This window comes from Companilactobacillus allii (genome assembly GCF_001971585.1).
In the GTDB taxonomy this organism is placed as follows: Bacteria; Bacillota; Bacilli; order Lactobacillales; family Lactobacillaceae; genus Companilactobacillus; species Companilactobacillus allii.
This window is the reverse complement of record NZ_CP019323.1, coordinates 1,101,246-1,122,737: the sequence shown is the minus strand read 5'-3', so window position 1 is coordinate 1,122,737 and position 21,492 is coordinate 1,101,246. Positions and strand designations below refer to the sequence as shown.

Annotated in this window: 23 protein-coding genes; 3 read left to right on the top strand and 20 right to left on the bottom strand. The window is 37.4% G+C overall.

Annotation, left to right across the window (positions count from 1 at the left end):
- Positions 1-13: 13 nt before the first annotated feature.
- The gene (locus BTM29_RS05360) at positions 14-865 is read right to left on the bottom strand and encodes a YitT family protein (RefSeq protein ID WP_076614526.1); all 852 of its coding nucleotides are present in this window, start codon (positions 863-865) and stop codon (positions 14-16) included.
- A gap of 132 nt (positions 866-997) precedes the next feature.
- On the opposite strand from BTM29_RS05360, the gene BTM29_RS05355 reads away from it, so the two are divergent.
- Entirely contained in the window at positions 998-1,861 is an 864-nt protein-coding gene (locus tag BTM29_RS05355; protein ID WP_076614525.1) for an NAD(P)-dependent oxidoreductase, read from the top strand.
- 116 nt (positions 1,862-1,977) lie between these two features.
- On the opposite strand, the gene BTM29_RS05350 is transcribed toward BTM29_RS05355, so the two are convergent.
- From BTM29_RS05350 to BTM29_RS05325, 6 genes are all read right to left on the bottom strand, one after another.
- The gene (locus tag BTM29_RS05350; protein ID WP_076614524.1) at positions 1,978-2,169 is read right to left on the bottom strand and encodes a DUF6440 family protein; all 192 of its coding nucleotides are present in this window, start codon (positions 2,167-2,169) and stop codon (positions 1,978-1,980) included.
- A gap of 1 nt (position 2,170) precedes the next feature.
- Entirely contained in the window at positions 2,171-2,599 is a 429-nt protein-coding gene (locus BTM29_RS05345; RefSeq protein WP_076614523.1) for a DUF805 domain-containing protein, read from the bottom strand.
- Positions 2,600-2,632: 33 nt separating this feature from the next.
- A complete protein-coding gene (locus tag BTM29_RS05340; protein WP_076614522.1) occupies positions 2,633-2,971 on the bottom strand; it encodes a fluoride efflux transporter FluC in 339 nt (112 codons plus the stop codon).
- Between the two features lie 3 nt (positions 2,972-2,974).
- On the bottom strand, positions 2,975-3,382 hold the full coding sequence (locus BTM29_RS05335) for a fluoride efflux transporter FluC (protein ID WP_076614521.1): 408 nt from the start codon (positions 3,380-3,382) through the stop codon (positions 2,975-2,977).
- A gap of 391 nt (positions 3,383-3,773) precedes the next feature.
- On the bottom strand, positions 3,774-4,673 hold the full coding sequence (gene gnd, locus BTM29_RS05330; protein ID WP_076614520.1) for a phosphogluconate dehydrogenase (NAD(+)-dependent, decarboxylating): 900 nt from the start codon (positions 4,671-4,673) through the stop codon (positions 3,774-3,776).
- A 402-nt stretch (positions 4,674-5,075) separates the two neighbouring features.
- Positions 5,076-5,624, bottom strand: coding sequence for a MerR family transcriptional regulator (locus tag BTM29_RS05325; protein WP_076614519.1), 549 nt, complete (start codon positions 5,622-5,624; stop codon positions 5,076-5,078).
- 195 nt (positions 5,625-5,819) lie between these two features.
- On the opposite strand from BTM29_RS05325, the gene BTM29_RS05320 reads away from it, so the two are divergent.
- Positions 5,820-7,202 (top strand): hemolysin family protein, encoded by a 1,383-nt coding sequence (locus BTM29_RS05320; protein ID WP_076614518.1) that lies wholly within the window; start codon positions 5,820-5,822, stop codon positions 7,200-7,202.
- 226 nt (positions 7,203-7,428) lie between these two features.
- On the opposite strand, the gene BTM29_RS05315 is transcribed toward BTM29_RS05320, so the two are convergent.
- From BTM29_RS05315 to BTM29_RS05305, 3 genes are read right to left on the bottom strand one after another with little or no spacing between them, the layout of a single operon-like run.
- On the bottom strand, positions 7,429-7,794 hold the full coding sequence (locus BTM29_RS05315; RefSeq protein ID WP_076614517.1) for an iron-sulfur cluster biosynthesis family protein: 366 nt from the start codon (positions 7,792-7,794) through the stop codon (positions 7,429-7,431).
- Positions 7,795-7,809: 15 nt separating this feature from the next.
- Positions 7,810-8,628 carry a hypothetical protein gene (locus BTM29_RS05310; RefSeq protein WP_076614516.1) on the bottom strand — a complete coding sequence of 273 codons (819 nt, stop codon included), beginning with the start codon at positions 8,626-8,628 and terminating at the stop codon, positions 7,810-7,812.
- Positions 8,629-8,634: 6 nt separating this feature from the next.
- Positions 8,635-9,297: an HAD hydrolase-like protein gene (locus tag BTM29_RS05305; RefSeq protein WP_076614515.1), complete on the bottom strand. Its 663-nt coding sequence runs from the start codon at positions 9,295-9,297 to the stop codon at positions 8,635-8,637.
- 79 nt (positions 9,298-9,376) lie between these two features.
- Between BTM29_RS05305 and BTM29_RS05300 the strand changes: the two genes are divergently transcribed.
- On the top strand, positions 9,377-11,713 hold the full coding sequence (locus BTM29_RS05300; RefSeq protein WP_076614514.1) for an HAD-IC family P-type ATPase: 2,337 nt from the start codon (positions 9,377-9,379) through the stop codon (positions 11,711-11,713).
- Between the two features lie 223 nt (positions 11,714-11,936).
- On the opposite strand, the gene BTM29_RS05295 is transcribed toward BTM29_RS05300, so the two are convergent.
- The 10 genes from BTM29_RS05295 to BTM29_RS05250 form a co-directional block, all read right to left on the bottom strand.
- Complete coding sequence (locus BTM29_RS05295) at positions 11,937-12,221, bottom strand: type II toxin-antitoxin system YafQ family toxin (RefSeq protein WP_076614513.1); 285 nt, start codon at positions 12,219-12,221, stop codon at positions 11,937-11,939.
- Positions 12,214-12,468, bottom strand: coding sequence for a type II toxin-antitoxin system RelB/DinJ family antitoxin (locus BTM29_RS05290; protein ID WP_076614512.1), 255 nt, complete (start codon positions 12,466-12,468; stop codon positions 12,214-12,216). Before BTM29_RS05290 ends, BTM29_RS05295 begins: the two co-directional genes overlap by 8 nt.
- 196 nt (positions 12,469-12,664) lie before the next feature.
- The gene (sufB, locus tag BTM29_RS05285) at positions 12,665-14,107 is read right to left on the bottom strand and encodes a Fe-S cluster assembly protein SufB (RefSeq protein ID WP_076614511.1); all 1,443 of its coding nucleotides are present in this window, start codon (positions 14,105-14,107) and stop codon (positions 12,665-12,667) included.
- A 13-nt stretch (positions 14,108-14,120) separates the two neighbouring features.
- A complete protein-coding gene (gene sufU, locus BTM29_RS05280) occupies positions 14,121-14,558 on the bottom strand; it encodes a Fe-S cluster assembly sulfur transfer protein SufU (RefSeq protein WP_076614510.1) in 438 nt (145 codons plus the stop codon).
- Positions 14,545-15,762 (bottom strand): cysteine desulfurase, encoded by a 1,218-nt coding sequence (locus tag BTM29_RS05275; protein WP_076614509.1) that lies wholly within the window; start codon positions 15,760-15,762, stop codon positions 14,545-14,547. Before BTM29_RS05275 ends, sufU begins: the two co-directional genes overlap by 14 nt.
- Positions 15,749-17,032: a Fe-S cluster assembly protein SufD gene (gene sufD, locus BTM29_RS05270; RefSeq protein ID WP_076614508.1), complete on the bottom strand. Its 1,284-nt coding sequence runs from the start codon at positions 17,030-17,032 to the stop codon at positions 15,749-15,751. The genes BTM29_RS05275 and sufD overlap by 14 nt, the downstream gene beginning before the upstream one ends.
- Positions 17,033-17,042: 10 nt before the next feature.
- Positions 17,043-17,837, bottom strand: coding sequence for a Fe-S cluster assembly ATPase SufC (gene sufC, locus BTM29_RS05265; protein WP_076614507.1), 795 nt, complete (start codon positions 17,835-17,837; stop codon positions 17,043-17,045).
- Positions 17,838-18,230: 393 nt separating this feature from the next.
- Positions 18,231-19,682 (bottom strand): glycoside hydrolase family 1 protein, encoded by a 1,452-nt coding sequence (locus BTM29_RS05260; protein WP_076614506.1) that lies wholly within the window; start codon positions 19,680-19,682, stop codon positions 18,231-18,233.
- A gap of 400 nt (positions 19,683-20,082) precedes the next feature.
- Positions 20,083-21,063 carry a ribose-phosphate diphosphokinase gene (locus BTM29_RS05255; RefSeq protein WP_076614505.1) on the bottom strand — a complete coding sequence of 327 codons (981 nt, stop codon included), beginning with the start codon at positions 21,061-21,063 and terminating at the stop codon, positions 20,083-20,085.
- 20 nt (positions 21,064-21,083) lie between these two features.
- Positions 21,084-21,464 (bottom strand): YueI family protein, encoded by a 381-nt coding sequence (locus tag BTM29_RS05250; protein WP_076614504.1) that lies wholly within the window; start codon positions 21,462-21,464, stop codon positions 21,084-21,086.
- Positions 21,465-21,492: the final 28 nt, after the last annotated feature.

Genomic DNA, 21,492 nt, shown 5'->3' with positions numbered 1-21,492 from the left:
AGCGCTCTTGATCTTAATTGTCGTTAAAGTTTCCTTTAATCTCAACGGTAGGTTGAATATTTATAAAGGCATTTGGATCAATCTTCAACACTGACTTTTTGACGAAGAACAATTCGTACTTGGTAAGTACCATTGTCATGGATCCGATTGGTTCGCCGGAATATGCTCCGGTCAGATTGTAATCTAGTGTTATTCCACGATTGATTGTTTGTAATAACTCTTTGGAAATTTTATCAATATAATGTGAATAAACTACCACGGTAACTTTTTGTTGCTGAATGTACATCTTATCAACCAATACATTGGAAATATAGATTGACACCATTGTGTATAGTGCTAATTCCCAGCCAAATACTATTCCGGCAACAATGACTATCATCGCATTGACAGCAAAACTGACTTGACCAACGGTTCGTCCGGTACTTTTTTGGACAATCAACGCGATAACATCTGTGCCACCTGTTGAAAATCCGTTTCTAAAACAAATACCAATTCCAACTCCTGTCATTACTCCACCAAATACTGAAGCCAACATAGGATCGTTAGTTATTGGATGTAGTGGAATGAAAAGGATGAACACCGAAGCTGATATGATAGCGATCATTGATAATATAGTGAATTTCTTGCCAAGTTTGAGCCAAGAAACTACTACTAAGGGAATATTGAAAATAAAATACCAGATGTATACTTGTGTGTTGATATGGGCAAATTGCTCCAACAAGTTGACTACCAACTGTGAGGCACCCATTACACCACTGGTATATATCTTAGACGGCTGTAAGAACAGCTGAATCCCCATCGCTGAAGTGACCCCATAGAACAACGCGGCCAATATGCTCTTATAATAATTTTTGATGAATTCCATGAAATCACCCCTCTTTATATTTGGCAATATTTTGCCATTCAGTCCTGATTATATCTCACAGGTTGCCAAAAACCTATCAATATTTACAAGAGTGTATACTAAAGATATTAATACAATTTTGGAGGTTTTTTTATGAAAACATTAGGCTTCATAGGTACTGGAGTAATGGGTACTGGAATAATCAACAATCTACTCAAGGCGAACTATCCTGTCAACATCTATACTCGTACAGAATCAAAGGCAGAACCTCTTTTAAAAGAGGGTGCTAAATGGTTTGCTAGTCCTAAAATTGTCGCTGAAAATTCAGATATTATCTTCTCAATGGTAGGTTTTCCACAAGATGTCAAAGACGTATACTTCAAGGATAACGGTGTTTTTGCCGGTTTAACATCTGGTAAGATAATCGTTGATATGACTACTAGTACGCCAACGCTTGCAAAAGAAATCGGTGAAAAAGCTGAAAAATTAGGTGTAAAAACACTTGATGCACCAGTATCTGGTGGAGATGTTGGTGCTCGTGATGGTAAGTTAACAATCATGGTTGGTGGTTCTAAAGAAGCCTTCGATGAATTGGTACCATTATTTGAAATAATAGGTCAAACTAACCACTACTTCGGTTCATACGGCTCTGGTCAACATGCAAAAATGGCAAATCAAATAATGATTGCCGGAACAATGACAGGTATGTCCGAAATGTTCGTCTATGCCAAAGCTGCCGGACTAGACATGGAATCAGTTTTGAAAACAGTTAGTGGTGGAAGTGCCAATAATTGGAGTCTAGATAATTATGGACCAAGAGTTTTAAAGGGAGATTTCAAACCAGGCTTTTATTCCAAACACTTCCTTAAAGATTTACGAATAGCTCTAGATGAAAGTGAAAAAATGGGATTAGATCTACCAGCTACCAAACAAGCCAAAGCTTTGTATGAAAAGTTAGTCGATGAAAAAGATCTTGGTAATGATGGTACACAAGCATTGATTAAACTTTGGTGGTAAATAGAGCGCTAAAAAATACAGTAATTTCAAAAGTGCCCCAAGAAAGTTAGATTTTTTATCTAACCTTCTTGGGGCACTTCATCTCTGAACATTAACACAATAAATTGTGTTTCAAATCAAGTCTCTTTATTCAAGAGTGGCTTACCATCTTTATCCACAAGTACAGTCATACCCGATCCCATACCGGTAATATCAGATATATATTGCACTCCTGTTGTCTTATCTGTAATTATACTAAGACCGTGCTGTCCAATATATTCCTCTGAATGTACCTCAAAGCGCTGATTCTCCTTGTTCTTTTTAAACATCTCAATCAACCTCCACAAATTTTGCCCAATTATTATTATCATTTTGTTGCGGTAAACACATTAGTACAATCATCATAACTTCACCTATAACTGGCAAAACATATGAAAACATCCACCAAGCTCGCATATTACGATCATGAAGTCGTCTTATTGAGGCTGTCCAAATCGATATAAGATAATATCCACATGTCATCACCAAGGCAATTGACCAAACGGCGCTCCAATAAAAGTCATTTATCGGCATAACTGTTACTAACCAAGCAAAAAGTCCCATTACTACTGCGGATACTAAGGTTATTCCAAATAATCCCCACCAATAATCGGCACGACTCATTCGCTTAGCGCCTACGAACATATCTTGAAAATATAACTTGGTTGAATTAATAAGGTTAGGACGATCACTCTCGTTCCAGATTTCTTTTTCTTCCATTATTTACCTTCTTTGAAAAAAATTAATTGTTAACTACAAGTTAATACCTACTATAAACCCTAATATACCAATAATATAAGTTAATGCAAAATATAAGAAACATCTGACAAACTTCTTTTGGAACCACAATTGGCTGAGCTCCATATTCATTGTGCCGTACGTAGTAAAACCACCGCAAAAGCCTGTTCCAAGAAATAATAATAATGATCCATTGATATGAGCCGTGAATATTCCTAAAGCAAATGCTCCAAAAATATTTATCAACAATGTTATAACTGGGAAATCAACTGTAATCTTGCGTGACAAATGTGTCAGCTCATTTCTAAAAAAGGCCCCTATTCCAGCACCAAATCCAACTAAAAATATCGACAATTATTATTTACCCCTTTCAGAATAATCCACAAAGGCACTACCTGCGGCCAAATAATTACCGATCAATGCACAGATAAATCCACCGGTTATGGTAATTGTTAAGTAAGTTATTAACATTATCCAATTCTGCATCTGATATAACCGATATGCATCAGCGGTAAATGTGGAAAAGGTTGTGTATGAACCCAATAATCCGGTGCTCAATGCCAAAATCACGTTTGCTGAAAGGTGAAATCTGTCTTGAAGATAGTGGATAAGAAATGGCAGGATTAAGGCACCACTTAGATTTGCCACCAATGTTCCATAGGGAAAACCACTACTTGTCTTGAATAACAGACTTTCTCCATATCGAAGATTACTTCCTATAAATGCTCCGATAAAAATAATTATGAAGGATTTTGATTTTGTCATTTTTACACCTCAATCCTTATAGGATAGCATATGAGGTTGTGGTTTTTTACTATATTGTTTGGTATCTGGGGTTGGATTGCTCTTTTATCTGTGACTTGATATGAAGACCAGTTTCTTGCGTCTGCTACTTGGGTTACTCTTTTTATCCGAAACGAGCTACAAAGACCAGTTCCCTGCGCCTGCTACGACTCAGCAACACATCGCTTTGCGATGTATTACTGAGTCTAGGCAGTGCTCAGGAACTCCCGGTCTTTGTAGCTCTCTGTTTTTTGAAACGAGTAAAAAGCCCCAGATTCCTGTGCCTGCTACGAGTAACTATTGCATCGCTTCGCGCTACATTAGTTACTCTAGGCAGTGCTCAGAATCTCCCGGGGCTTTTTACTCTCTGCTTTTATTTCTTATCCACATCATGTCCACCGAACTCATTTCTAAGGGCGGATACAACTTTTCCTGTCATGGTATCGTCTTCTAATGAACGATATCTCATCATTAACGATGCTGCTATAACTGGTGTTGGTACTTGTAATTTCAATGCTTCTTCAAGTGTCCACTTTCCTTCACCTGATGAATGCATTACACCTTTGATTTCTTCTAGATTAGAATCTTTTGAAAATGCTGATTGTGCTAATTCCATCAACCATCCACGGATAACTGAACCGTTAGACCACACTTTGGCAACTGCTTCGTTATCGTACTCAAATTGGCTATGTGTTAATACGTCGAATCCTTCGGCAATTGCCTGCATCATCCCATATTCGATACCGTTATGGACCATCTTCAAGTAATGGCCACTTCCGGCTTTACCTGTGTATAAATATCCATCGGTCTGTGCAATTCCTTCAAAGATTGGTTCGATGTAACTGAATAATTTCTCATCATCCCCACCAATCATAAAGTTACCATCATGATTGGCTCCGTCCATTCCACCGGATGTACCAACATCAAAGAACTTGATTCCTTTGTTCTTGAGGATCTCGTTATGTTTTAGAGAATCTTCATAAAATGAATTCCCTCCATCAATAACAATATCATTTTGATCTAGCAATTCACTTAAAGTATCAACAGTTGAGTTAGTTGGATTACCAGCTGGAAGCATCACCCAAACAATACGTGGTGTATCTAGGTTATTAATTACTTCTTCTAAAGAATCGGCTACTTTTGCACCAAGCTTTACAGCATCTGCTTTTGCATCTTTAGACAAATCATATGCTACAACTTCATTGTTGTTTCTAATTAAATTCTCGGTCAAGTTGATCCCCATCTTGCCAAGCCCAATCATTGCTAATTTCAAAATATTTCCTCCTAGATTCTTTTTACCACTAAATAGTATACGGGATAGTTCGTGTTTTGGGTAGGAGAAAAGTTACTTGGTTTTTGGGTAGGTGCTTTTGTGGCGGAAACGAGTTAAAGAATCCAGATTCCTGCGCACTGATGGGATTCAGCAGTTCTCTAGTCTGAAACGAGTTAAAGAATCCAGATTCCTGTGCCTGCTACGGATAAGAAATGCGCCACTTTGTGGCACCTTCCTTATCCTAGGCAGTGCTCAGAATCTACCCGGATTCTTTAACTCTCTGTTTTGAAACGAGAAAAAAAGACCAGTTCCCTGCGCCTGCTACGGATAAGAAATGCGCCACTTTGTGGCACCTTCCTTATCCTAGGCAGTGCTCAGGAACTCCCGGTCTTTTTTTCTCTCTTACTTCACAAACCTATTCCACCAATGTCCCTTACTACTATCATGCTCTTCTTGGACTTGTTCGTTAACTTTTTCTTTAATAACAGAATCTTCTTTATTCTTGCTTTCTTCTCTAAATCTATCAAATTGACTCTGTAGGCTATCTTTTTCTTCTATAGCATCTGCCAATTTCTTTTTCAAATCATCGATTGTTTCTTCTGACTTTTTGGCTTCGGCTTTTAAGGTTGAAATTGTCGTTTTTAATTCTTCGACTTTTTCGTCCTTTACTTCGGTAGTCTCTTCTTCTACATCAGCTGCTGGGAATATTTGTTTGGCAGCAGAATCTAGGGTCATCTTTGGTCTGTGGCCTAATTCTACCATTTGCTTGAAATCTTCTATATTCTTAGAAGTGTACAAACGATTATTCTGACTGTTACGTTCGAAGTAGTCAGAGTCTTTTGTTGTGTGTTCCACGATCAATGAATATTTGCGTAATGTTGCCACGCTGATTCCTAAATCTTCTGCTGCTTTCGCAGGAGTTAAAAATTTGCTGCTCTTTGCTTTACTCAAATGTATTTCCCCCGATATATCTCTATTACCCTAATTATAAAAATAAAGTGCCAGACTTTCAACCACCAAATCACACTTAACGTACTGATATAATTGCAATCAGTATATTTTGTTGTAATTATTGTTATACTAATCATAGATTGTACCACTTTAGGTGTATAATTCTTCTTACTACAGAAAAGGGGAAATGATATATTGTCTAGTTCCACTATAACAACTAATTTAATCATAATTCTGATTACTTTCATCTTTGCCTTCTTCTTCGTTGCTGCCGAGTTTGCCTTGATACAAACTAGACCTAGTCAACTAGAGGATGCTATTTCTAAGGGTGAAGGAAATCCTAAGAAATTAAAACGTGCATTAATGATGGTCAATAACCTGAATGAATATCTATCAACAACTCAAGTAGGTACTAGTATCGCTGGTATTATATTAGGTTGGATCGGTGAAAGTACGATCGAATATCTATTGATCGACTTCTTCGGTTTGATTCATCTATCTAATGGATCTGGTGGTCTTCATGCTATCGGCTCAGTCGTTGGTGTTTTACTTCTAACATATCTAGAGGTTGTTCTTACTGAAATCGTGCCAAAGAACGTTTCGATCGATATGCCGTTGAAGATGTTGATGTTAACAGTAACACCAATGCGTATCTTCCATCTATCTGTTTATCCATTCGTCTGGTTATTGAATTCATCAGCTTCTGGAATCGTCAAGTTGATGGGATTGAAGCCAGCTGATTCTGAAAACGAGATTTTCTCACAATCAGAGATTCTTCGTCTTTCTAAATCTGCCGTTCAAGGTGGCGATATGGATCAAAACGATGTTGTCTTCATGCAACGTGCCTTTGAATTGAACGATAAGGTAGCAAAAGATATCATGGTCGATCGTACTAGTCTGTATGTTGTTGATATAACTGATAATGTCAAAGATGTCTTGAAGGATTACTTACAACAAGGCTTCTCAAGATTCCCTGTTGTTGCTGACAATGATAAGGATAAGGTATTAGGTTACGTCTATGCATATGATATAGTTCGCCAAAACCAAGTTGATGGTGAGATTGGTATCAGTCGTATCTTGAGATCTGTTAATACCGTTCCTGAAACTATGCCTATCCAAGATATCTTATCCAAAATGATCAAGAAACAAACACCAATCGTCGTCGTTGTCGACGAATACGGTGGTACTAGTGGTATTGTCACTGATAAAGATATCTATGAGGAATTGTTCGGGACTGTTAAAGATGAGATCGATGATGTCTCAGATGAGTACATCGTCAAAAATGCAGATAACAGTTACAACGTTTCTGGTAAAACTACCCTTTATGACTTTGAGAGATATTTCAGAGCAGATATCCCTGAATTCCAAGAATCAGATATCATAACTATCGGTGGTTATATTATCGAGAAATATCCAAACATAGGACCAGACTTCGAATTAACTATGAATAACTTCAAATTCAAAGTTGTAGAGTTTGATCATGGATTCGTAAATTGGTTCAACGTATCAGTTGATAAGACCGCTGTTACTAAACAAGATAATTTAGCTTCATTGACCGATGTCGATGATTTGAAGTAGAGCGATACAAAACACGGGAATTTCCGAGCATTAATCTAAAAGAGGTTGATATTTGCGCAAGCAAATATCAGCCTCTTTTAAATTAAGCGGAAGAAATTGTGTTTTGTATCGCGTTTGCGAAGCAAACAAGAGAAATAGAGATAAACAAAGAAAATGTGTTCTATACGCTATTCAAAAAATCTCGAAAAAAAAGAAGCCACAAAGGGCTTCCATCAATTAAAACTAATTAAGCGTTAGCTTTAACAGTGTCATAATCGATAATATTAACGCTACTATCGATAATTTCTTTTGTATTCTTGAATACTAATAATTGAGTCTTAGGATTTACTTCAAGCTTCAAGCCATCATCAAGGAAATCTTCAGCACTCTTCTTGTAATAAATCTTACCAACTTCGCTATCTAGGGTTATAGGATAATCAGATAAATTCTCATTGGCATCTACTGCGATAATTCTAAACTTAGTAATCAAAGCACAATCACCTTCACCGGAGAAACGACCGTAACCATCATCAAGATCTAAGATGATCTTCTTGCCATTATCAACATATGCTTGTAATTTGTTTTTTGCTTCATTTGTAAGTTCAATTTTCATTGTATGCACCTCTGCCTATCTATATTTGGATTTTCCAGTACTTCCCCAATCGACCATGCTCACAATGAATAACATGAACACGATTGATATGTAGCTTAGGAATATACCGTTGAGAATATTATACAAAACATCGCGAATATTGTACTCAATATTGCTCGCAATCAAGTCTTGTAGAGGGTAATAAGTTCCCGCTAATAGAAGTCCCAGTAGGATTGAAGTGATTATACCGATTGTACCTAAGTGGTGAAAGAAGATCATAGTAGAATCGACTTTGGACCACAATCGTAATGCTAGCAAAACAAAAACCACACCTGATATAATTATTATTATCTTGATAGTTTTCTTCAAAGCTTGTAACTGTGTCAACATACTCTCGATCGGCCCGATATCGTCATCAATGATCTGATTCATGATTCCTTTGTTCGCGTCGACTGAAGAGTCGATTTCACTATCGATATCTAGGTTATTTTTTTTAGCTGTTTTCTTGAGATTATCACCGATCGTTTCGAGGATAACATCCCCAATAGTCAGATTGGTGTCGTCATCATATACATCATCGACTGCAGCATCTATAATCTTTTTTATGTCTGATTCCGACATGTCAGTCGCTGATAAATTACCAACTTCTGAATAACTATTAACCAAACGTCCCAACTTTTGATTCGTATAACTACGTATCAAAGAGACATTTGTATCACTAGTCACAACTTTTTTGACATAATCTCGATTAAAGACAGTAGACAGTGTTATCCCTAAAAAGACGATTATCATCAAACAAAGAGATAATAAGACTAAGGTGAATCCATGACGATTATATGATAACGATTTACTCATGATTAATTACTTCTCCATAGCTAATTTTACAATGTCTTGCGGTTTGTTAACAATCCATTCAGAAGATGCTTCATCAAGTTCTTCTCGTGTACCAAAGCCGTAAGTTACCCCAATGGCTTTAAGATTGTTCTTGTGCGCCCCTACAATGTCACTGCTACGGTCCCCAACCATAACTAGATTATCGGAATTCAAATTTATCGATGTTTTCTTAATACCATATGCTATCACGTCTTCTTTAAGTGTGCGAGTTTCTTCGTCATCACTTGCCCCGAAAACGTGTCTTACGTATGGCTTCATGCCTATTTGATCAATAATTTTCTTGGCGAATGTTTCTGGCTTTGAAGTGGCGATAAATACTTGTTTACCATCACCACTTAGATTCATCAACATTTCCTTTACACCATCGTAGACTTTGAATTGTTCCCATCCATCTACAGCATAGTATTCTTTGAAAGTGTTGAACATTTCTCTAGCCTTAGGGTCATCTAACCCTATTCCATCGTACTTTTCAAACGATGCACCAAGCGTTGGCCCAATGAACTTTCGCAATGTGTCGTCATCGTGTGGTACATATCCTAATGTATTATTGTACATATACTTCAAACTTTTCATAATCCCTGGTTCAGAATTAATAATTGTTCCGTCTAAATCAAAAAATAAATTGTTCAAATTATATTCATCCTTTTATGTTAAATTTAACGTATAGAACCAATTATATCATCTATCAAATTTTGTCGCAGGTGAGCAAATGGTAAAAGTAAAGAGACCCACAGAATATACTGATTTGGACACAGGTTTGAATCAGCAACAAATCAATCAAAAAATATCAAATGGACAAACTAACGTCCAAATAAAAAAATTATCCCGACCAATACCAAAGATTCTTTCAGACAATCTATTTACCCTATTCAACTTTGTAAACTTGGTGATCGCCGTATTAATATTTTGGACTGGATCGTATCGTAATCTATTCTTCTTAGGTCCTGTCATTGCCAATATCGTTATCGGTAGTTATCAAGAGATTCGCTCCAAGATAACTGTCGACAAAATCAGCCTAGTTAATGAGCAAGACTTCCCAACACTACGAGATAAAAAAATCGTAAATGTTGCTATTGAAGACTTGGTAGAAGACGATATCGTCTGTTTGAAGCGTGGTAATACTATCCCTGCCGATGGTATAGTTCGTTATACAAATGGCCTGCAGACTAATGAATCAAGTATCACAGGTGAAGCTGACAGTATTGTAAAATCGGTAGACTCAGAAGTCTTCTCAGGAAGCTTTGTCGTTGCCGGTCAAGCCAAGATTCAATTGACACAAGTCGGACTTAACAGCAATGTATCCCAGATATCGTCTGCCGTTGGTAAAGATAAGAGATCTGTCAGTGTTCTTATGCGAATAATAAACAACATCATTAAGATTCTAACATATACAATTATTCCAATCGGACTTCTTTTGTTTTTCCGCTCATTCTTAAAGAATGGAGACGTCTCTACATCGATTCTTCGTACTTCTGCATCCGTTATCGGGATGATCCCAGAAGGATTAGTTGTCTTGACTTCGATTGCTTTGGCAACTGGTGCTTACAACCTATCCAAGAAAAACATCTTGGTTCGATCACTAAGTGCCATCGAGACACTAGCTCGTGTTGACACCTTGTGCCTAGACAAAACAGGTACGATCACAACTGGTAAGTTAAGTATTAAAGATACTTTATCCTACAATAATTACAGTGAAAATCAAGTCCAATCTATCGCCACAAAAATTGTGGACGTAACAAAAGAGACTAATGCCACAGCTCTAGCTATTAACAAATTACAAATCAAAGGGACAGACGAAGAAGTAAGTGAAGTAATTCCGTTCTCATCTGAATCCAAATATTCTGGATTCGTCTCAAAAGACGGTACTAGATATATAATGGGTGCACCAGAATTCATCATAAAGAATGCTTCTGAGATAATAACGTCCAAAGTAGATTTAGCGGCACAACAAGGATTTCGTGTCATCGCTGTATTAAAGGAGAAAAATGAGCTTCAAACTTTGATTGGTCTATTGATGATATCTGATGAAGTCAGACCTCAAGCAACTAGCACGTTTTCTTACTTGAAGAATCAAGGAATCGACTTGAAGATTATCTCTGGGGACAATCCTGTCACAGTCGCTAACGTTGCTGCTCAAGCTGGTATTGATACTAACAACAGTTATATCGATATGAGTGAGCATCTTGATGAAGACTACTCTAATCTTGTTATGAACTACAAAGTATTCGGAAGAGTTCGCCCTAGTCAAAAGTCAGCCTTGATCAAAGCTATGCAAGATAACGGTCTGACTGTTGGTATGACTGGGGATGGTGTCAATGACGTCCTTGCCATGAGGCAATCAGATTGTAGTATTGCTATCGCTGGTGAAAGTGACGCCGCTGAAGCTACTGCCGACTTTGTCTTATTGAATCGCAACTTTGACTCGATGATCTATATGCTTAATGAAGGACGTAGAGTTATCAACAACGTAGAACGAGTGGCTTCGTTATTCCTGATCAAAACAATTTATTCAGTCGTTTTATCAATAATGTTCATCATTTTGGGCACAGGATACCCATTTGAGCCCTCACAACTCACTCCAGTCAATGCCCTAACAGTTGGTATTCCAACCTTCATCTTGGCTCTAGAGCCCAATTACACCCCTCCAGCCGGACGCTTCATGCGAAACGTTATGGAAATAGCATTACCTTCAGCCATAGTTAATATCCTGATGATAAGTATTATTTACTTCGTTGGTAATCATATGAACCTTTCATATCACACAACATCTACACTTTGTGTCTTCTCAATCGGTATCATCGGTTACTGTGCGTTGATTTCGATTAGTAATCCACTGATACTTCGAAAGAAGATCATGATTGCCGTATCCTTTATCCTCTTCATGCTGGCATTTATGTACACAGATAAGGCATTCGGGATACAGAGTATCTTGATTTGGAGATACTCATTCTTATACCTATCAATCTTCCTAGTTTCTTGGCCATTGTTCATGTTCATGCGTGAAGTACTTGGGCGTCGAGTATTTTCTAAAATCAACTGGAAGTAGAGCGTAACAACACACGGGAATTTCCGAGCATTAGCACAAAAAATGGAGCCTTCACGAAAGTGAAGACCCCATTTTTAGCGCTAAGCGGAAGAAATTGTGTGTTGTTACGCGTTTGCGAAGCAAACAAGGAATAATAATAAGACAACAAAGTAAACATATTTCAGCACTCATTTAGACTAAAATTTTGGTAAAGAATGAAGTTACATCAGATAATATCCAAATATTACTTTCCTAATATTTGACTGTGGGAACCAGTTCTAATTAAGGCCAGTCTTAACTCTCCCTTATTTACCAAATAAACTAATAACCAATCCTTTTCGATATGTACTTCTCTAAATCCTTGCCAATTACCTTTTAGCGCATGATCACGATATTTTGAAACTAATATTTCATTTTCACCTTTTACAATATGAGTAACTACTTTTTTTAGTAGAAGCATATTATAATGTTTCTTTTTCAATTTTTTAAAATCTTTTACAAATGTTGGGGTCTGAACAATCTCAAGCATTAAGATTATCCCACCAATCATCAACTGTTTTATACTTCTTTAAATCTTTTTTGAACGCTTCTTTTCTAGCCTGTACACTCTCGGAATCTTCCAATTCCGGTTTAAATGGCAACGCCTGTTCTCTTACTGACTGTTTCAAGAACATTGTTACAGCTGAAGTTAAATCCAAACCTAAGTCACTGTATAGCTCTTGTGCATCCTTTTTTAATTCCGGATCAATTCGTAAACTAATTCTGGTATCAGACATTACTATCACCTCTTTCACTGAAGTATATTATCTATCATCAATGAAATCAAGAATTTTGGATTAACATTAAGCACACATTGGATATCCACAGTTAATACGCATATCTTAAAAATAGAGATTGTGACAACTATGTAACTACTGGCCTCTTTGCAATAATACTCGAAAAATGAATATATGTTGTTACGCTATATCACAACTAACCAACAGTACCTTCCATCTCATAACCGATCAAGCGGTTCAATTCAACAGCATACTCCATTGGTAATTCTTTGGTAAATGGTTCAACAAATCCCATGATGATCATCTCTGTAGCCTTTGCTTCACTCAATCCACGAGACATTAAGTAATACAATTGTTCCTCAGAAACCTTGGAAACTTTGGCTTCATGTTCCATTGAAACATTACCGTTTAGAATTTCATTATATGGCACAGTATCTGAGCTTGATTCTTCATCCATGATGATTGTGTCACACTCAACGTGGGCCTTTGAACCATCTGAATTGCGTTCAAATCTGACAGTACCTCGATAATCAACTGCCCCACCATCTTTTGAAATCGACTTAGAAACAATCGACGATGAAGTATTTTTAGCATTATGAATCATTCTGGCACCAGCATCTTGATCGACACCTTTTCCGGCAACGGCAATAGAGAGCATAGTTCCTCTAGCACCCTCACCATCAAGATAGACACTAGGATATTTCATAGTGATCTTAGATCCAAGATTACCATCGACCCATTCCATTGTGGAATTCTCCATAGCTTGGGCACGTTTTGTTTCTAGACTATAAACGTTGTTAGACCAGTTTTGAATAGTTGTATAACGTACATAAGCATCTTTTTGGGCATATACTTCAACAACCGCAGCATGCAAACTGTCAGTTGAATAATTAGGTGCTGTACATCCCTCAACATATTGAATACTGGCACCTTCATCAACAATGATCAAGGTCCTTTCAAATTGTCCGGAATTTTCCGCGTTCAATCTAAAGTATGACTGGATAGGAATATCTAGCTTTACACCCTTTGGCACATAGATGAAGGATCCACCTGACCAAACTGCACCATTCAATGCCGCAAACTTGTTGTCATTAGGGTGAACTAGTTTACCGAACCACTTCCTAAATAGTTCTGGATATTCACGTAAGGCCGTGTCTGTATCAGTGAAAATGATACCAAACTTAGCGAATTCATCACGCATATTGTGATAAACAACTTCTGATTCATACTGAGCAGATGATCCAGCTAAATATTGACGTTCTGCTTCTGGAACTCCCAATCTATCAAAGGTATTCTTCAACTCCGTTGGTACATCATCCCAGTCACGATACTTCTTATCAGTAGCCTTTTGGTAATAGCGCATATTCTTCAAGTCCAACTTCGACAAATCAGGTCCAAAATCAGGCATAGGCATCTTTTTATATGTTTCATAACATTTCAAACGAAAGTCCAACATCCACTTGGGCTCTTTCTTTTCCTTAGAAATAGCACGAACTACATCTTCTGTTAGACCTCTACCAGTTGTAAATACTGGTTTGACGTCATCGTGAAAACCGAAATCATAGTCATCACTCAAACCTAAGTCCTCAACTGATGAGACAGCATCTTCGTTATTCTTAGTATTTTCTGTTTCTGGCATAATTTCACATCCTCTATTCTGAATCCTTTTTATTCATAGCTTTATGAAGTGCCTTCCAAGCTAGTGTTGCACACTTAATTCGAGCAGGAAATTTTGAGACACCCTCCAAAACTGCAGCGTCTTCTAGACTATCAGTATCAACATCTTCACCAATAATCATATTTGAAAAAGTCTGTACCATTTGTTCGGCCTCAGAAGTCTTCTTGCCGATAACTGCATCAGTCATCATACTGGCAGAAGCTTGACTGATAGTACAGCCGTAACCTCCAAATGCCATATCCTTGATCACATCATTTTCAATATCCAAGTCAAGTGTCAAAACATCCCCACAAGTAGGATTCTTCAATTCGATACTTTTGTTTGCATTCGACAACTCACCGTGATGATGAGGATTATCTGAATGATCCAAGATAACTTGGCGATATAAATCGTCCATTCTAGATAGTGCCATGTTTAAAGAACTCCTTTGTTGCCCTAATTGCTCCAACAAGTCTGTCAGCGTCTTCTAGTGAATTATAAAAGTAGAAGCTGGCACGTGCTGTAGCTGACAATCCTAAATATGTCATCAATGGTTGAGCACAATGATGTCCAGCGCGAACTGCCACGCCTTCCATATCCAGACCAGTAGCCAAGTCATGTGGGTGTAATCCCAACAAGTTAAATGAAATTACTGCCGTATGTAGCTTAGGATCCTTAGGTCCATAAACTTCTATGCCATCGATAGCCAAAAGCTTAGGTAAAACATAACTTACGATTTTTTGTTCATAATCAAAAATATTTTGCATTCCGATTCCGTTCAAGTAATCAATTGCAAATCCTAATGAGATAGCACCAGCAATATTAGGTGTACCGGCCTCAAACTTCCAAGGTAGGTCATTAAAAGTCGTACTAAACTTCTTAACAAACTCTATCATTTCACCGCCATACTCAACTGGTGTCATTTTCTCGAGTAGCTTCTCTTTACCATATAAAACACCGATTCCAGTTTCGGATAGCATTTTATGTCCAGAAAAGGCAAAGAAATCACAATCCATATCCTGTACATCGATCGGCATGTGAGGTGTAGATTGTGCACCATCAACCACCATGACAGCTCCATGTTTGTGAGCCAATTTAGCCAATTCTTTAACCGGATTGATCACACCTAAGACATTTGAAACATGTGCCACTGAGACGATCTTGGTACGGTCATTGATCAGACTCTTTGCCTGTGACATGTCAAGTTGACCATCATCAGTCAATTCAATATACTTCAAAGTCGCATGTTTCTTGATTGCCAATTGTTGCCAAGGTATCAGATTACTGTGATGTTCCATAATGGAGATGACTATTTCATCCCCTTCATGAATATTCTCGCCAAAACTTTGAGCGACCATATTCAATGAATCTGTTGTTCCTTTAGTAAAAATAATTTCTTTAGTAGATTTAGCATTAATAAACTTTTGAACCTTTTGTCTTGCGTCTTCAAACTGTTCTGTTGAACGTTCAGCTAATGTGTGAACGCCACGGTGAACATTTGCGTTATCGTTGTAATAAAATTTCTCCATTGCTTCAATAACTTGCTTGGGCTTTTGAGTTGTGGCTGCATTATCAAGATATACTAAATCTTCATCGTTTACTTTTTGATGAAGGATTGGGAAGTCATTGTTGTCCATTGATTAGCTTCCTTTCGATCATTTGAGTAAGTCGCTCTCGTACCTCTTCTTCAGGTATCTCAGTAATAACACTACTCAAAAATCCTCTAATAACGAGACGTTGTGCAGTTGGTTCATCAATTCCACGACTCATCAAATAATACATCTGTTCCTCATTGACACGTCCAACACTAGCGGCATGTCCAGCAGTAACATCATTCTCATCGATCAACAAGATAGGATTGGCATCCCCTCTAGCCTTCCTTGAAAGCATCAAGACACGACTTTCTTGTTGAGCATCAGAGCCACGTGCTCCTTTGACGATGTGACCAACACCATTAAACGTTAAAGTGGAGGACTCCAATATGACACCATGTTGTAAAATGTGTCCGATAGTATGTCTACCATAATTAGTGACCTTAGTATCGATTCCTTGAACTTGGTCACCTGTAGTAATTGCCACAACTTTGGCTTCTGTATGTGAACCCTCACCAATTAAGTCTGTTCCAAAGTCACCAATAATATTGCCATCATTCATGAATCCAATAGCCCAATCGATTCGAGAATTATTACCAGTGATTCCTCGTCTACTCAAGTAACTAGTTGTTTTCTTACTCATTTGATCTAGAGCTGAGAAGTGAATATGACAATCATTGCCAGCAATCACTTCAACGACAATGTTACTTTTGTTCTCTTCAACATCACCTTTGGAACTGAATGTTTCAAGGTAAGTTAACTCCGTGTTATCTTCAGCAATGATCAACACATGCTGATTAAAATCACGTTTGATGTTGTTATCTTGAATGAATGTAGCTTGAATAGAATCGGTAACTTTGACGCCAGTTGGAATATACAAAAAGATTCCACCATTCATCATTGCTGCATGAATCGCTGTTAACTTATTCTCATCTGGCTTAACAACCTTTGTCATATAATACTTTTGAATTAATTCTGGATATTCTCTGATTGCTGTAAAAATATCCGTCAAAATAACGCCAGCATCGACAAGTGATTGTTGTAATTTCAAATCTAGTGTTTTACTACCAGATTGAACTATATAACTCTTGGATTGAGTGTGTTTATAATCTGAAATATTACTTGTAGTTGAAAAGTCACTCGGACGATCCAATCTCCAAGAACGATAATTGATCTTTTCATACGTGGGTAATGACAAATCTGATGAACTAGTTAAATTGTCAGTTCTGAATTTTGTGAACCAATCTGGTTCATTATTTTGTTGAGAAAATTGAATGACATCGTCCATGTACTTGTCTTTTAAACTTGGTCGCATAATTTTCCCCCTATATTTCATCTGTTAATTTAACGTCAATATTTAGATCGTCACGAATTCCTGCATATCCTTCATCTTCCAATTTCTTGGCAAGTTCTGGACCGCCACTTTGAACAATACGTCCACCCATCATAATGTGGACTTGATCAGGAACTATATAGTTCAACAATCTTTGATAATGAGTGATGATAAGTGAACCGAATTTGTCTCCACGCATTGAGTTAACACCTCTTGAAACAACCTTTAAGGCATCAATATCAAGACCTGAGTCAATTTCATCCAAAATAGCGAAACTTGGCTCTATCATAAGTAATTGTAGAATCTCATTACGTTTCTTTTCACCACCAGAGAATCCTTCATTTAGATATCTTCCAGACATTGCATCTGTCATATCAAGGATCTCTTGCTTCTCATCTAGCTTCTTAATAAACTTTCTAACTGGAATTTGATCGTCTTTTTCACGTCGAGCATTAATCGCTGCACGCATAAATTCAATATTAGTAACACCAGGGATCTCAGCTGGATATTGCATAGCTAGAAACAACCCTGCACGAGCACGCTTATCGACTGGCCATTCAAGGATACTTTCACCATCTAACAAAATATCACCTTGAGTTACCTTATACTTAGAGTTACCCATGATTGCTTGTGATAATGTTGATTTACCAGTACCATTAGGACCCATTATGGCGTGGATCTCACCAGTGCTCATAGTTAAATCAACACCCTTAAGAATCTCTTGTCCCAAACCATTTTCTTCGTCTGTTACTGAAACATGTAGATCTTTAACCTCTAATGTGGACATAATCAAACCTCCAAATGTGATGCCTATATTATAGTATTATTATATTAGTTATTTAATGTCTTTTGTATATAAAAGTGATTTTTAAATATTAATAAATTAAATAAGACATTGCCAACAATAACTAAAGTTTATCACGATATCTTTTAAAAAAAGCTAGGGTTTAACCCTATTTTGGAATATTTGTAAGACTTTTTAATTCCATTTATATATAGAGTGCTACCAAGCACGGGAATTTTTGAGCATTAACAAAAAAGAGCGATTCTCAGCACGGGAATTTCCGAGCATTAACGCAAATAGTTCCGGCATTCACGAAAGTGAATACCGAAACTATTTTTGTTAAGCGGAAGAAATTGTGCTGAGAATCGCGTTTCCACTATAAATATTAAGAATAAATCAGTTATCCAAATCAGCACCATTAGACGCAATAACCTTCTTATACCAGTAATAACTCTTCTTAGGTGTTCTACTAAAATCACCAACTTGATTATCATCACGATTTACATAAACAAAACCATAACGCTTTTCCATTTGACCCGTACCAGCAGAAACCAAATCAATACAACCCCAAGGAGTATAACCGACAAGATCGACGCCATCCTTAATAGCTTCTTTCATTTGTTCAATATGACCTTGCAAGTACTCTATACGATAATCATCGTTAATTGATCCATCGGATTCAACCACATCACGAGCCCCGAGTCCATTCTCAACTACCATGATTGGAATCTGGTAACGACCATAAACGTCATTCAAGTACCAACGTAATCCCTTAGGATCCATTGCCCAGCCCCATTCACTGTACTTAAGGTATGGATTCTTGACACCCATCGTAAAGTTACCGCCAGCTTCGCCTTTGGATTCATCAGTTGTTACAGCATTTGATGAATAATAACTGAAAGTATAATAATCAACTACACCTTCTTTTAATACTGCTTCATCTTCAGCTGTGATGTTAAGTTTGACATTATGTTCATCCCAGAAACGTTGTGCAAAGTGAGGATATGCACCACGAACTTGTACATCACCACAGTAATAATTCATCATTTCATTAGTTTGTTGCGCTTTAAGAATATCGTCAGGATTAGAGGTTAATGGGTAATTTACGTTACCAGCAATCATACAACCAATCTTGTTATCAGGATTAATCTCATGGCCAACCTTCACTGCCAAAGCACTTGCAACGAATTGGTGATGTAATCCTTGTAAGTTATTTTGAATATCTTCATCAGTTTGTTTAGGATTGAATGGCGCACTGCCATCTTTCACTTTCATCCCAAGTGACATGTAGCCACCAAACATCATACCGATATTGATCTCGTTAAATGTTAACCAGTAATGAACCAAGTCCTTATATTCTGTAAACAAAGTCTTGGCATATTTAACGTAGAAATCAATCGCCAGACGATTGCCCCAGCCGTTATACTTATCAGTCAAATGATATGGCATTTCGTAATGAGAAATAGTAACTAGTGGCTCTATCCCATACTTATGACATTCTTCAAAGACACTGCGATAAAAGTCTAGTCCTTCTTGGTTAGGAGTAGCATCATCTCCGTTAGGAAATACACGTGACCAAGCAATCGACATACGGTAAGTCTTATAACCCATGCCTGCTAGTAACTTGATGTCTTCTTTATAATGATGATAAAAATCACTACCTAAGTGTGATGGATAATATCCGTCATCTTTCAATTCTTTTGTGAATACACGTGGCTTATCATACGTTCCACTTAGTAACATATCAGAATCACTAGGTCCTTTGCCGCCTTCGTTCCATGCTCCTTCATATTGATTGGCAGCAGTAGCGCCACCCCATAAGAAGTTCTTTGGAAATGTTGTTGTCATGTTTAGTAACCCCCTCGGTTTTACTTATATGATATATGTTAGCGGTTTCTTTTTGGGGATACAAATGTTTTTTTCCTTTCTTTCTCTTTGCTTCGCAAATTCGCTACGTACTGTATTTCCTTTTTTGGTTCTTTCTCTTTGCTTTGCAAATTCGCTACGAACTGTATTCCTTTTTTGGTTCTTTCTCTTTGCTCTGCAAATTCGCTACGAAATTATACTCTTTCTCTTTGCTTCGCAAATTCGCTACTTTATGCGCTTCTCTTTTTTTCCTCTTGTTTGCTTCGCAAACGCGTTACAAAACACAATTTCTTCCGCTTAATTAAAAATGTCCTAGCATTCACTTTGTGAATACTAGGACATTTTTAGTTAATGCTCGGAAATTCCCGTGTTTTGTAACGCTCTAAATCAATGTATAGCTATCTCTAACCTTAAACAATGAACTAGTAGACTCATCCAATTCTGTCTTTCTAATTGAATCTCCAAGTAGATCTGTAACTGAAAGAATCTTTAACTTATCAAACTTGCATTCGTCAGGAACAACGATTGAATCTGTAACAACAATCTCTTTTAAGGCTGACTTTTGCAAGTCTTTAGCTGCTGTCTTTGAGAAGATTGGGTGGGTTGCAGCTGCGTAAACATCAACTGCTCCAGCTTCTTTCAAGGCTTCAGCACTATTTATCATTCTTGTACCAGTATCAATCAAGTCGTCAACAATGACACACTTCTTGCCTTCAACATCACCGATAACACCGGGAACAACGCTTTGTTCTTCGGTGGATCTTTGGTCAACGATTGCAATTTGTGAACCGAAGACTTCGGCCAATGAACGGGCACGTTTCATTGAGTTGTGGTCTGGAGCAACAAAGACGAAGTCGTCTTTTTTGTCATCCATCTTATCCATGAAGTACTTAGCAAAAATAGGCATTGCACGTAAGTGATCAACTGGAATATCGAAGAATCCTTGGATTTGGTCGGCATGCATATCAAGTGCAATAACACGATCAACTCCACCCATTTCTAACATATTAGAAAACAGTTTCGCTGAAATAGGTTCACGAGCACGTGACTTTCTATCTGAACGTGTATATGCGAAGTAAGGCAATACACAAATAATTTGTTTTGTACTTGCACGTCTTAAAGCATCAACGGCAATCATCAATTCCATGAAGTTATCATTAACTGGATCTGAAACTGAATGAATAATGTAAACGTCTTTTCCACGAATACTCTCGTTAATTTGAATATTGATCTCTCCATCTGCGAAGTGAGAAACGGAAGCATCCAATAAAGGAACTCCCATATATTCAGAAATCCTCTTGGCTAATGGCTTATTACCATTCAAAGAAAGTAAAGCAATTTTATCTAATGATGTACTAGACATATCTGTCCTGTCCTCCAAAATTATATTAATACTGGTCGATCTATTGGTCTACTCTCGTCCGCAATCACAAGTCCCATGTCATTATCCGTCATAACACGTTCCTTATTGCGCACGGCAGACTGCGAGACGATTGTAAACTTATACTTTAATTTTACACTTAATTGGAGATATTTATCCAGTATATAAGAATCTATTTTACCATTTAAGTACAAATGATACTGAGGATATTTCTTCATAACACCCTCAACCGTTTTCATATTGGCTGGATTCTTCAATTGTGCTACCGTCAGAGCAATCCCTACTCTTTCAGCGAAGTTACCCAAAAACTTATTTTTCTCATCTGGTTTCAATTGAGGCTTGCCAAAAACATTTTTCTTTATATAATCTTCAACATCAGTCATTTATTTCCACCTTTCAAACTGTTATTTC